This is a genomic window from Imperialibacter sp. (assembly GCF_040222815.1).
GTDB lineage: Bacteria > Bacteroidota > Bacteroidia > Cytophagales > Cyclobacteriaceae > Imperialibacter.
Map to the genome: position 1 here is coordinate 120,281 of NZ_JAVKCH010000025.1, position 12,037 is coordinate 132,317.

The following is a 12,037-nucleotide window of genomic DNA, read 5'->3' on the forward strand; positions in this document are numbered from 1 at the left end:
CTTCTCCGTGGAACACCCTACAATTGTTGTTCAAAGTAGAAAATTTGGGCAAACATCACGACAAGACCTATGGTGGCTGCGCCCGCTACTGGTTTTTTTAGCGCTGTCATCTTTTATAGTTTATGCCACCTGGTCAGCATTTCAGGGAGTTCATTATTCTTTTGGGCCTTATTTATCACCCTTCTATTCTCCTGAAATTTTTGGAAGTTCCCCGCACAGCCTGTTTGGGCCGAAGCCCGATTGGTGGCCAATGATTTTGCCATTTTCACCTGCCTTGCTGATTTTATGGGCGCCAGGTGGCATGCGTTTTACCTGCTACTACTATCGGGGGGCTTACTATAAGTCCTTTTGGGCTGATCCAGTGTCCTGCACTGTCTCCGAGCCACGAAAAACATACTGGGGTGAGAATAGACTTCCCCTGATTTTGCAAAATGCTCACAGGTATTTTCTCTACCTGGCGATAGCCTTTGTGTTTTTTCTAAGCTACGATGCGTGGAAAGGTTTTTGGTTTGCCAATGACCTGACTGGTGAGCAAGAATTTGGTATGGGGGTAGGCTCTCTGGTCATTCTCACAAACGCTATTTTATTGGGCGGATATACCTTTGGGTGCCACTCATTTCGCCATCTCGTTGGTGGGATAAGTAACAGGCTTTCCAAAAATCCTGTCCGTTTTCATCTCTATAATTGCTCTAGCTGTCTCAATAAACGACATATGAATTGGGCGTGGTTCAGCCTTTTTTGGGTGGCATTTTCGGACTTTTATGTACGCATGTGCTCCATGGGCATTTTAACAGATTGGAGGATTTTCTGATGGGCGAGCTGCAAAGGTTTAAATTCGATGTGCTGATAATTGGGGCCGGTGGAGCTGGTCTTCGTGCGGCGATTGAAGCGTCTGCCAAAGGAGTGACGGTCGGTGTTATTTGTCGGTCGCTGCTTGGCAAGGCGCACACGGTGATGGCAGAAGGGGGCGTGGCAGCTGCTTTGGGCAACGTTGATTCCAGAGACGGCTGGGAAACGCACTTCTCTGACACCATGAGAGGTGGCCAGTACCTGAACAACTGGAGGATGGCTGAGCTACATGCAAAGGAGGCCCCGGAAAGGGTGAGGGAGCTGGAAGCCTGGGGCGCACTGTTTGACAGAACAAAGGACGGACGCATTTTACAGCGCAATTTCGGCGGCCACAAATACCCTCGGCTGGCACACGTGGGGGATCGGACAGGGCTGGAAATGATCCGTACACTGCAAGACCATGGCATTCATCAGGGCATAGATTTTCACCAGGAAATTACCGTGGTGTCGCTGCTAAAGGATAAAGACAGAGTTGTTGGTGCGCTGGCGTACGACAGGGAAAGAGGAAGATTCCGTATCTATCAAGCCAGGTCAGTAATCATTGCCACCGGAGGGATGGGTAAAATATACAAGATTACGAGCAATAGCTGGGATTGTACGGGCAGCGGCATATCACTGGCCTATCATGCAGGAGCCAGACTGATCGACATGGAGTTTATTCAGTTTCACCCAACAGGCATGGTTTGGCCACCGAGCGTTCGGGGGCTTCTTATTACAGAAGGTGTGAGAGGAGAAGGCGGCGTGCTTAGAAACAGTGAAGGGAAGAGATTTATGTTCGACGACATCCCCGACCTCTATAAGAATCAGACGTCAAGCGACGAAGAAGAGGGCTGGCGATACACGCAGGGAGATCCCAATGCCAAGAGGCCACCAGAATTACTAACCAGGGATCATGTGGCCCGATGTATCTACAGGGAAGTAAAAGCGGGCCGTGGCTCACCGCATGGCGGAGTGTTCCTGGACATCGCATGGATCAAAGAAAAAATGAAGGATGCGGAAGCACACATCAAGAAAAAGCTTCCAAGTATGTACCATCAATTCAAAGAGCTTGCTGGCATAGACATTACGAAAGAGCCCATGGAAGTGGGGCCAACTACCCACTACATCATGGGCGGAGTGAAAGTAGATGCTGACTCTCAAAGAACTGACGTGCCGGGTCTATATGCTGCCGGTGAGTGCGCCGCTGGTTTGCATGGTGCCAACCGACTTGGTGGCAACTCTCTGTCCGACCTTCTTGTTTTTGGTCAGAGAGCCGGAGCCCATGCAGCGGAAGAAGCCAGTCGGACGAAGGACGGGAAAATAGATGAGGCAGAAGTTGCCGCAATGATTGAGTGGGCGGAAAAGCCTTTTGAAAGATATGACAGAGGAAAGTCCACCAATCCGTTTCAGGTGCAAAACGAATTACAGGACGTGATGCAGGATTTGGTAGGCATTGTGAGAAATGAAGAGGGGCTGGCGAGGGCGATAGAATCGCTTTCAGAACTGCAAGAAAAAGCGGAAGCGGCTGGATGCGGGGGGCATAGGGAGTTTAATCCCGGCTGGCACACTGCACTGGAGCTCAAACACATGTTGACAGTAGCTGAAGCAATTGCCAAGGCGGCCAAAGAAAGAAAAGAAAGCCGTGGAGGACACTGTCGTCTTGACTATACGGAGAAAAATGAGGAACTGGGAAGTGTGAATATAGCTGTAAAGAAGGGGAGTGATGGGAAGATGGAGGTGGAGGTGATTCCTGAAGTGCCATTGAGAGATGACTTGAAGAAAGTAATAGTAAAAATGGAATAATGGGAGAGGTAACATTCAAAATATGGAGAACAAACCCCTCAACTGACAATGTTGAAAGTCTGGGGGGTACGGGGCAGTTTCAGGAATATCGCACAGACATTTCGGAGGGGATGGTGGTGCTTGACGCAGTGCACCAGATTCAGGAAACTGATGCTACTGACCTTGCCGTCAGGTGGAATTGTAAGGCAGGCAAGTGTGGCTCGTGCTCAGCGGAAATTAACGGTCACCCCAAGTTGTTGTGCATGACTCGCATGAGCGACTTGCCAGTGGACAAACCGGTAACTATTGAGCCCATGAAATGTTTTCCTTCTATAAAGGATTTGGTTACCGATGTTTCCTGGAACTACAAAGCCAAAAAGCAAATCAAGAAGTTCAAGCCAAGAAAGCCCGATCATCCCGACGGCACCTGGAATATGGCGCAGGAAGATATTGACCGTGTGCAGGAATTTAGAAAGTGCATTGAGTGCTTTTTATGTCAGGATGTTTGCCACGTTTTGAGGGAGCATAGTATGCACGATCAGTTCGCAGGCCCAAGAAACCTGGTGTACAATGCATCGCTCGAAATGCACCCACTGGACATTGAGGACAGGCGGGAGGATTTAAAAAAGCAGGATGGCATTGGCCTGTGTAATATCACCAAATGTTGTACTAACGTATGTCCGGAGAATATCACTATAACAGACAACGCAATTATTCCGCTCAAAGAGCGGGTAGCTGACAGGTTCTATGATCCAATATTCAGGTTATTTCGTTTACATAAAAAAGAAAGGCAATCATGAGCACACCAACATCACACCCAGGCCAAGTCGCCTTTACACTAAAGAAGCTTTCGAGGGCAAGTATTGATGCTGCTATGCAAAAAGCAGAGCGATACAGACTTCTGAACGATCCTCTGCCAGCTGAAAGCATTTGTATGGATATTTTAGCCATAGACCCCGACAACCAACAAGCGTCTAAGGTTCTGCTTTTGGCTTTGACAGATCAATTTTCCCAGCTTGGTACACAGAATAAGTTTAACCAGGCTATAGAGTTGACCAAAAGTTTCAAGGACGACTATAGCCGACTATACTACATGGGAATCATCAACGAACGGCAGGGTACCTCAGTTCTGAACTCTGGAAACCATGGATGTGAGTATGACTCCTACGAGTGGCTCATCGATGCCATGGAGTTTTATGAGCAATCGGAAGCCATTCGTGTATCCGGAAACGACGAGTCGGTTCTGCGCTGGAATACTTGCGCCAGAATAATAATGGACAATAACCTCGGGCCTCGCCCCAAAGACAATTTTATTCCTATTCTGGAGTAAGGAAAGTGCCCTGCCAATCAGAAATGTGCAGTCGTTATTTTTCGACCAGCAGCGACTGCCAGGCAGCAAGCTTCCAAACTCCCTTCTCCTTGCGGTAAACGTCGGTGTACTTAAGGATAATGGTACGATCGCCGTTTGGGTCGCCAATCAGAAACCGGGCCTTTCCTGAGATTACGCCTGTGTTTCCCCACGAAATTGGATTTTGCTCAAGAATCTCTACATTTTTGTAAGTGCCAGCGGCCACCGATTCAATAATTTTGGCTTTGCCGTCAACGCCTCCGTGAGAATGAGTATACATCAAGTCGTCGGCAAGAATGGTTTCAAGTGTCTTGGTGTCCTTCTTCGCCATGACCTCGAATCGGTACTTTTCGGCATCCAGTAGTTCTTTCTGGCCAAACGCTGTCAAAGCAAACATAGCCAGACAGACAGTCAATAATTGCGTACGCATATTTTTATAGTTTAAGTGTTCAGTTATTTTGGAGGTAATTGAGGGTAGGGAATGATGGACTCTATCAAAAGCCCCACACCGCTTTTAGTAAGCAAGGTAAGGGTTATGATGATACTACCAATGATGATGGCAATGCCCACATTGTTTTTTCTTATTTCTTCAAATTCATCAATGGGAGTGAGCCGGGCATAAAGGGAGGTGCTTAGTAGCGCTATCACAATAGAAGCGCAGTAGGCAATGGCAATATAAACAGCACCCTGACCAATATACCTGAAGGCCAACACATAGCTGGCAGCGTCCTGATTAAGAAGCCTGAAAGAAGAAATAAGTGGTTGAATCACCTCATTGACCATAAAACCAACCGAAGACATGATGCTGGCAGTGAAAATACTGTAGGCCAGATTGCTTTCGGCGATTTTATAATACCTTCTACCTACCCATTGCAATATTTTGTAGGTAATAGCAAGGATGAAGATACCAATAGTGACGGCCGACACTATCTCGATGAGCCCAAGTATGGCGATGTTATAGTTCATTCGCTAAAGCAATTTCCCAGTAATCAATATTTTGCATGTCAGGTGGTAGCATGCCAACAGGCCAGCCTTTGGCGGTAGTCTCCCAAAAATAGTAGTTTTTTCTACCTAAAGTAATGTGGTCTCCGGAAGACGGGATATTGAGTGCCAGCATGGCGTGCCGGTATTCGTAGCTCACCACTATCATGGGGTCAAAATTCAACTTGCGAAGCAAAGAAAAGAGCAACACCGCCCTTGTGTCGCAGTCGCCAGACAAAGTGTGCAAAAACTCATAAGGCGACAGGATTCCAAACTTGGCCAGGGCTACGCAGGGATGCTTCTTTGCGTCGACTTCAGCGCAGTCGCCGGAGCTGATAAAATGATAGGGAATATCCTGCACAAACGACACCGTTAACTCGGCAAGTGATGCAGCGTCGAGGCTGTCGAGCAACGCAGTTTGCAGAAGACTATCCGCCATAAAGCTTACCCGCTCATCGTTTTCTTCCACTAACTGCTTGTACACACTCCCCCAATAAGCCCCATATTCATCGTTGGACGGATTGATAAGATTCCTTTTCTCCCGGCTCTGGTTTGCAAGGTCTTCGTAGCTGCGATAGTGCGTACAATAGGAAGCCCGGTAGTCGATCAAATCCCAGTTTCGGTGGTGAGTTCTGTTTGCGGTTATTGAATCAAACTCCGTGTAGTCCTCGCACAAACTCATCTCATAGGCCACCTCTGAATGCTTGAGCCCATCTATGAGTAAGCTGATGATCCAGAAGAACAGAAAAAAGAGTGCTATTATCTTAACTGTAGCTTTCATTGATCCTTTGACTTTAAACTTCCACGTTTAGTTGATTTCATTTTCATGAATGGCGGCTTCAGCCCTGATGTTTAGCAATTTGATTGGTAACAGCAATAAGCTGATTTTTCACCTAAAATCGATACATTCATTAAAAATTCAAATAACCTGATCTTTCAATAACATGAAGAAATTTAGCTATCTGCTGCTAGTGGTGTTTTTAGCTTTTGGTTGTGAGCAATCGGGTACCACCCTGCTGATAAAGGAGGGGTCTGATTTGTCCGTTTCGTCACCTTTTGAGTCAAACTTGGTAAAAGGGGCGGCTGACACATTCAGGGTTCATCTTGAAAAAGGTGCGCTTGCCAGCGGGTTTGCCAACCAATTGTCAGTAGATGTGGTAGTGAAAGTATTTGGCCCCGACGGTCAACTGTTAGGTGAATTTGACAATCCGGCTCGGGGCCCCGAACCATTTCAATTTACAAGTGAAGGAGGCGTTTACCAGATAGTTGTTACCCCTTTTCAGGAGGGCGAGGGTGACTACGTAATGATGCTGGACAGGGTAGAAGCAGTGGCTACCACAAACGAAGGCAAAATCGATCAGCTCATGAGGTTTGCCATTGGCGCTGGCGAGGCCGCTCCCGGAGCGACCGTTGCAGTGGTCAAGGATGGAAAAGTAGTTTTTAGTAAAGGTTACGGCTACGCCAATCTCGAATATGACATAAGAAATTCGTCAACCACCATTTTTCATGTGGCGTCAGTTTCCAAACAGTTCACAGGGTTTGCCATCGCTATGCTGGCCGATCAGGGCAAGGTGTCGATGGACGACGACATCAGAAAGTACCTGCCTGAGATGCACGACTTTGGCAAAAAGATCACACTCAGTCACCTGGTACACCACACCAGTGGACTGAGGGATCAATGGAGTTTGCTGGCGCTTGCAGGCTGGAGACTGGATGATGTAATCACCAGAGAGCAGGTGCTGAGACTGATTTTTAACCAGAAGGAACTCAATTTTGAGCCGGGTGAGGAAATGCTGTATTGCAACACGGGCTTTACACTACTGGCTGAAATCGTGTCGAGGGTTACCGGACAGTCATTTGCTGAGTGGACAAAGGCCAACATGTTCGACCCCCTTGGAATGAAGAACACGCTTTTTTACGACGACCATGAGAAGATTGTGAAGGGACGAGCCTACTCATATTACAAAGATGACCAGGGAGAGCTAAAGAAATCGGTGCTCAGCTACGCCAACGTGGGTGCCACCAGTCTGTTTACTACGGTAGAAGACCTGGCACTTTGGGCTGTCAATTTTGAAAATGTTAGTGTAGGTAACGACAACGTTATGAAAATGATGGATCAGCGTTATATTCTCAACAAAGGCGACACCATGGGTTATGGGTTCGGGCAGGGAATAGGAAACTACAAGGGACTGGTTAACAAAACCCATGGTGGCGCTGATGCGGGTTACCGAACCTTTATCAACCGCTTTCCTGAGCAGCGCTTTTCCGTGATTGTTTTCAGCAACCTGGCTTCATTCAATCCCGGCAATATTGCCTATCAAATTGCAGACATATACCTCGCCGATCAGCTAACAGAGGCTCCTCCAAAACCATCGGAAGCTCCACCGGCCAGCGATCAATCTAAAGAAGCCTTCGAGCCATCTTCTGTAGTCCTTTCAGAATATACAGGCAGGTTCTACAGTCCAGAGCTTGAAACGAACTACATGCTTGAGGTAGTCAACGATACGCTCGTAGCTCACCATCAGAGGCATGATGATATTAAACTGACCATTAAGCAAAAAGATGGATTTTCGTCATCGGCCTGGTGGACTGGAAACATCGATTTTACCAGGAACAGTAGTAGCGCTATCAATGGCTTCAAAGTGAATGCCGGCAGGGTAAGAAACGTGGCTTTCGAAAAGCAGTAATGGGAGCGCAATGGGATTTGTACGTGATGGCTGTGCTGTATGTGTTGGCGGGAGTTAATCATTTCGTTAACCCGACGTTTTATCTCCGCATTATTCCACCTGTTTTGAAATACAAGCAGCTGATCAATAGCGTAAGCGGCGGCGCTGAGATAGTTTTTGGGGTCTTGCTCTTGACTCCTTACCGGTCGACCGCTGCCGTCGCCGTTATCGGCCTTTTGATCGCTGTCTTTCCCGCCAATGTATATCACCTGATGCAAAAGGGAGCCGGGATGAAGGTACCCATTTGGGGACTTTGGCTGAGGCTTCCGCTACAGGGCTTATTGATTTGGTGGGCATGGCAGTACGTTTAAAGTAAGGCTGAAAAATAATATGACTTTCATGCTAAAAAACTGCTTTACTTTCCATTAATTTTGCAGCAGTTTTATTAACAATATGGAAACAGAGCCCAGCCTGCTGGTTGAAGTAAAAACACCTGATTTACAGGAGTTTAAGGAAGTAACAAACACCCCTCAAGTTCTTTTTGATATACTTCCTGACGATTGGCAGGAATGTATAGTGCCGTTCTGGAGTCAATACGCTGCTACAGCCCGTGTTTTTTGCTTGCTAAGTGATGAAAAAGTGATGGGAGGAGGCATAGTATTCAGCACAATTCCGCCAGATACACTCGATGAAAAAATGGCTCAAGAGCTTTTTGACAAAGGCCTGCTTTATATCGGCTTTTTGTGGATTTCGGAAGAGATGAGAGGATGCAACCTTGGCTCCAAATGGATTGAGCAGGCAAGAAAGGTTTTTGACGACAAACAGTTCTGGCTCACAATAGACGATTACAGGTTAACCTCCTTCTACAAGAGAAACGGATTTCAATTGATCGGGGAGGTTTCGAAAGATGACTCTGTTGAATGGGTAATGGCTGATACAGACGTTTAGGGTATCAGCGATTATTTTCAGGAGGTTTAATTTAGGCTGTTGTAGTAGGCAGCCAGCTTCTTCAAATCTTCCTTCTTACGAGAGATTTTTTCCTTTTTAACAAATTGCCTCATCTCGTCCTGGTGATCGGGTAATCTTTCAACCAGCGCTTTCACCTTTGATATCTTGAATACTTCTCCTTTATCGATCTGGTAGTAGTACTCGAAGCCCAGCTTGAGGTAGGTGGGGAGCGTTGGTGCACTTTCCATGGCTTTCGGGGCTTGTCCTGGTCGCAGCCTCACCACCTGTTTCATCATCACATTCAACCTACCGGTATCAATTACCTCAAAGAAGCCGAGGTTGTACTTGTTTGCCTCAATATACTCTCCCAATATGAACAAATGTTCACCCACCGACACCATGTCGATACTTAAAACAGGCTCCATCAGATAGGTGAAGTCTGCCCGCTTAAACTCCATTTGGTCGGCATACATGTTGTACCGCATGGGCACCGGATTTGTCTTTCGATCCTTTTCTATAAAGACGATGCCGTCTTTAAACTCGTCGTCCATATACGGAGAGCCCTCGTACTCTTCGCCCTTGTTGGCTCCTGTAATTGCCTTTGAGTAGTTGATATAGTCCTGATAGTCTACCACATTCCTATCCTTATAGGAAACTATCTGGGCGTTTATCACGTCAGTGCAAAGCAGCAGTAAAAAGCTCACTATAATAAGCTTCCTGAGGCGGTTAATGTATCCGGGGACAGAGTTCATAGCAGTTGGTATTCGGCGCAAAAAAGGATAAAGATAAAAAAACGGCTATCGCCATAAAATCATTTTCCGAAAACTGTCAATAGAATCGCAGTCGCCGCAAGAAAATCCTGATATGGCGCCCCGAAGAAGGGCAGTCAGTATATGAATTCGCAACAATAAAAAGGGGCTCAAAAAGAGCCCCTTTTACCATATCAGCACAACATTTAAACTAAAAACTCAAATCAGGGTAATGTATTGTGTCGTTTTCCACTCGCCACTTAGCATCATCACTTTCTCCACCAACAGTTTGTAATTCTTCTGTCCGTATAAAAAATCGATTACCAGCGAGTTTGTGCCATCTGCCCGGGGAGCTTCTGTTTCGTAAGCGCCAACAAATATTACTTCCGACCACTCAATACCAAGCTCACAGCCAGCATAGAAAGTTCTTAAATAAGCCGACTCAATCTCGGGCTTTATCCTTTTTTGGTAAACCTTGGCAAAGTCTTTTTTGGCCACGTCCAGAAACACGCTGTACGCTTCGGAATTGGCCATCATTAGACCGTGGAGTTCTTCCAATGATGGGAACAGATGATAATACTCTTTGATGGATTTGTTCTGAAATGAGCTCAGAATTTGCCTGCCCAGGTTTTCTGCGGCCGTACCCTTCTCTTCCTCAGGCGAATGAGCCGTTGCGAAGTGTATTCCGAGCAACAAAGTTGAAAAAATAGCTAGTGCTTTCATTAATTGTATGTTTGAAAAATAGACGCTAATTCTTGACGTTAACAGCTACAATGTCTTGTGGTGGGATTGGCGCCGGAACTGCATTTGGCACGGGCTTTATAGATTGCAGGTAAGCAAAAATGGCCTTCAGATCCTGATCTGTCATTTGCTGGTACATCTGCCAGGGCATTGGCGGTAGCAGGTCACGTGCTCTTTCCAACCCCTTCGACTTGCCTTTTCTGATGGCGGTTTCGAATTGCTCATAGGTCCAACGACCGGTTCCGGTGGCATCGTCGGGAGTTAGGTTCGCAGAGAAGGAGATACCCCATGGGCCCGCTGCGGCAGTGAACCCTTGCGAGAACAAAATCCAGTCACTTTGATTAGGTACGCTAGCCACAGGCTCGTCAGCTGGATGGCCAGACAGCAGTCGGGTAGTGTCAATCTCTGGCCCCAGCGGTGTGAGAATCTTAGGTGTATGGCAATCGTGGCAGGCGCTGGTATTTACAAGGTATTGGCCACGGAGAATTTGCTCTTTTTTTACCACCTCTGGCGATATTTGTTGCTCGTTCACAGCTGTTGATGGAGAGCAGGAGTACACAGCGGCGGCGAAAGCCACAAAGCATGCCATCTGAAGGATGCTTGAGTGTAGCGCCTTAATGAACCTGTTTTTCGTTTTTACATTGTTTGATCGAAGATTGTCTAACATTTTCATGGTTGAATTATTATGATTTGACCGGTTTTACGAAACAACTAACCGGCCAGCCTACGTAAAAAAGAGAGAATAGTACGTGAAAACACTTTCCTTCTATTTGCAGCTCTTTGTATGTTTTTTTGCTGAAGCGAAACTTATAGACGGCTTTTTTCGTGGAAGAGCTTTGTCGTCGGCCTGATGGCCGGTATTTTTTAATATGAGTGACTACATTACGCTTGACTCCCCCAATGTCCCGATATTGAGACATGGGGAGAACAACACCATTCCCTATGGTGTTTTTATTAAGTCTCCTGCTGAGGTGGATACGCTGCCGGACTCGGAACTTGCATCTTTCAAATCGAGAGACATGTACCTGCCAAATTTCTCTATTCGGGAGGTTGAGGGGATATTCTCAAGGGATGTGGTGCTTAAAAACCTCCGCAGTGAGGGAGCGGATCTTCCTGGAAGCTGCCTTTTAATGAAAGCTGATGTAAAGACTTACCTGAGTGGGTCGAACCAGGTTATAGCCACTAAGCAAGCTTCTCAAAACTTCAAATTTGACCCCAACAACGAATACCGTCATCATATAGCCGCTAACAGCGAGCTTCATTATGTTCACGTGTCGTATGCACCGGAATATCTCGATAGCTTCCTGCCGCAAAACGAGCCATGGGCTGACTGGGTGAGGGAAAAGATAGCCAAAAAAGAAAGGGTTTTTGGTAAAGAGTATCAACCGCTCAGCCTCGCTCAGCTCAGGGCCATTCAAACCCTAACCGATTGCCCGTTAGTTGGCAGGTTGGGTATAATGATGGTTGAGACTTCGGTAACCCAGATTATTTTATTGCAGCTACACTCGCTTTTTGCGGAGGAGTACAGGTTGACTGATAAGACTCAATCCCCTAGAAGGGATCAGGACCTGGTCCACACAGTCAAGCAATACCTCCGAAACAACTATTTGGAGGATCATTCCATTGCTGGTCTTGCCAGGCAGTTTGCAACTAATAGCAATAAGCTGATGTTGGTGTTCAAAACCGTAGAAGGAAAAAGCATCTTTGAATACATAAGCGACCTAAGAATGCAACATGCGGTGCATCTTCTTCACGACAAAGACGTGAAAGTTTCACATGTGGCTCGAACGCTCGGCTACAAAAACCCGAACCATTTTTCTACAGCTTTCAAAAGGATTTACGGTGTTGTGCCAACTGAATTCAGGTATAAACCAACATACTAGCGGCTATTTTCCGGCAATTTTCGCCTCTGAAGGTGTTTTTTTACGCTATCGTGCCAAATGAAGAACTTTTTAACACCAAATATCATTTTACTATCGCATAAACCTTTAGTG

At 46.5% G+C, this 12,037-nt stretch carries 14 protein-coding genes; 8 read left to right on the forward strand and 6 right to left on the reverse strand.

Annotated features, from left to right (window positions below):
* Positions 1–7: 7 nt before the first annotated feature.
* The 4 genes from sdhC to RIF36_RS13435 are packed head-to-tail and all read left to right on the forward strand — an operon-like array spanning position 8 to position 3,940.
* The gene (gene sdhC / locus RIF36_RS28440) at positions 8–811 is read left to right on the forward strand and encodes a succinate dehydrogenase subunit SdhC (protein ID WP_502880856.1); all 804 of its coding nucleotides are present in this window, start codon (positions 8–10) and stop codon (positions 809–811) included.
* A complete protein-coding gene (locus tag RIF36_RS13425) occupies positions 724–2,631 on the forward strand; it encodes a fumarate reductase/succinate dehydrogenase flavoprotein subunit (RefSeq protein ID WP_350119413.1) in 1,908 nt (635 codons plus the stop codon). Before sdhC ends, RIF36_RS13425 begins: the two co-directional genes overlap by 88 nt.
* On the forward strand, positions 2,631–3,410 hold the full coding sequence (locus tag RIF36_RS13430) for a succinate dehydrogenase/fumarate reductase iron-sulfur subunit (RefSeq protein ID WP_350071465.1): 780 nt from the start codon (positions 2,631–2,633) through the stop codon (positions 3,408–3,410). Before RIF36_RS13425 ends, RIF36_RS13430 begins: the two co-directional genes overlap by 1 nt.
* Positions 3,407–3,940: a hypothetical protein gene (locus RIF36_RS13435; protein WP_350071468.1), complete on the forward strand. Its 534-nt coding sequence runs from the start codon at positions 3,407–3,409 to the stop codon at positions 3,938–3,940. Before RIF36_RS13430 ends, RIF36_RS13435 begins: the two co-directional genes overlap by 4 nt.
* 34 nt (positions 3,941–3,974) lie before the next feature.
* On the opposite strand, the gene RIF36_RS13440 is transcribed toward RIF36_RS13435, so the two are convergent.
* From RIF36_RS13440 to RIF36_RS13450, 3 genes are read right to left on the reverse strand one after another with little or no spacing between them, the layout of a single operon-like run.
* Positions 3,975–4,388: a nuclear transport factor 2 family protein gene (locus RIF36_RS13440; protein ID WP_350071471.1), complete on the reverse strand. Its 414-nt coding sequence runs from the start codon at positions 4,386–4,388 to the stop codon at positions 3,975–3,977.
* Between the two features lie 23 nt (positions 4,389–4,411).
* Positions 4,412–4,924: a DUF350 domain-containing protein gene (locus RIF36_RS13445; protein ID WP_350119255.1), complete on the reverse strand. Its 513-nt coding sequence runs from the start codon at positions 4,922–4,924 to the stop codon at positions 4,412–4,414.
* The gene (locus RIF36_RS13450) at positions 4,914–5,720 is read right to left on the reverse strand and encodes a hypothetical protein (RefSeq protein WP_350119257.1); all 807 of its coding nucleotides are present in this window, start codon (positions 5,718–5,720) and stop codon (positions 4,914–4,916) included. Before RIF36_RS13450 ends, RIF36_RS13445 begins: the two co-directional genes overlap by 11 nt.
* A gap of 163 nt (positions 5,721–5,883) precedes the next feature.
* Between RIF36_RS13450 and RIF36_RS13455 the strand changes: the two genes are divergently transcribed.
* The 3 genes from RIF36_RS13455 to RIF36_RS13465 all read left to right on the forward strand — a co-directional run bounded on the left by RIF36_RS13455 (position 5,884) and on the right by RIF36_RS13465 (position 8,553).
* Positions 5,884–7,626 (forward strand): serine hydrolase domain-containing protein, encoded by a 1,743-nt coding sequence (locus RIF36_RS13455; RefSeq protein ID WP_350119260.1) that lies wholly within the window; start codon positions 5,884–5,886, stop codon positions 7,624–7,626.
* Positions 7,626–7,976: a DoxX family protein gene (locus RIF36_RS13460; RefSeq protein WP_350119263.1), complete on the forward strand. Its 351-nt coding sequence runs from the start codon at positions 7,626–7,628 to the stop codon at positions 7,974–7,976. Before RIF36_RS13455 ends, RIF36_RS13460 begins: the two co-directional genes overlap by 1 nt.
* Positions 7,977–8,058: 82 nt before the next feature.
* Positions 8,059–8,553 (forward strand): GNAT family N-acetyltransferase, encoded by a 495-nt coding sequence (locus RIF36_RS13465; RefSeq protein ID WP_350119265.1) that lies wholly within the window; start codon positions 8,059–8,061, stop codon positions 8,551–8,553.
* A 26-nt stretch (positions 8,554–8,579) separates the two neighbouring features.
* Here the strand turns inward: RIF36_RS13465 and RIF36_RS13470 are convergent, their stop codons facing one another.
* The 3 genes from RIF36_RS13470 to RIF36_RS13480 all read right to left on the reverse strand — a co-directional run bounded on the left by RIF36_RS13470 (position 8,580) and on the right by RIF36_RS13480 (position 10,716).
* Positions 8,580–9,305, reverse strand: coding sequence for a hypothetical protein (locus tag RIF36_RS13470; protein ID WP_350119268.1), 726 nt, complete (start codon positions 9,303–9,305; stop codon positions 8,580–8,582).
* Between the two features lie 216 nt (positions 9,306–9,521).
* Positions 9,522–10,025 carry a hypothetical protein gene (locus tag RIF36_RS13475; protein ID WP_350119270.1) on the reverse strand — a complete coding sequence of 168 codons (504 nt, stop codon included), beginning with the start codon at positions 10,023–10,025 and terminating at the stop codon, positions 9,522–9,524.
* Between the two features lie 25 nt (positions 10,026–10,050).
* Positions 10,051–10,716, reverse strand: a complete 666-nt coding sequence (locus RIF36_RS13480) for a c-type cytochrome (protein ID WP_350119273.1) — start codon at positions 10,714–10,716, stop codon at positions 10,051–10,053.
* Positions 10,717–10,912: 196 nt separating this feature from the next.
* On the opposite strand from RIF36_RS13480, the gene RIF36_RS13485 reads away from it, so the two are divergent.
* Complete coding sequence (locus RIF36_RS13485; protein ID WP_350119276.1) at positions 10,913–11,926, forward strand: helix-turn-helix domain-containing protein; 1,014 nt, start codon at positions 10,913–10,915, stop codon at positions 11,924–11,926.
* The last annotated feature ends 111 nt before the right edge of the window (positions 11,927–12,037 follow it).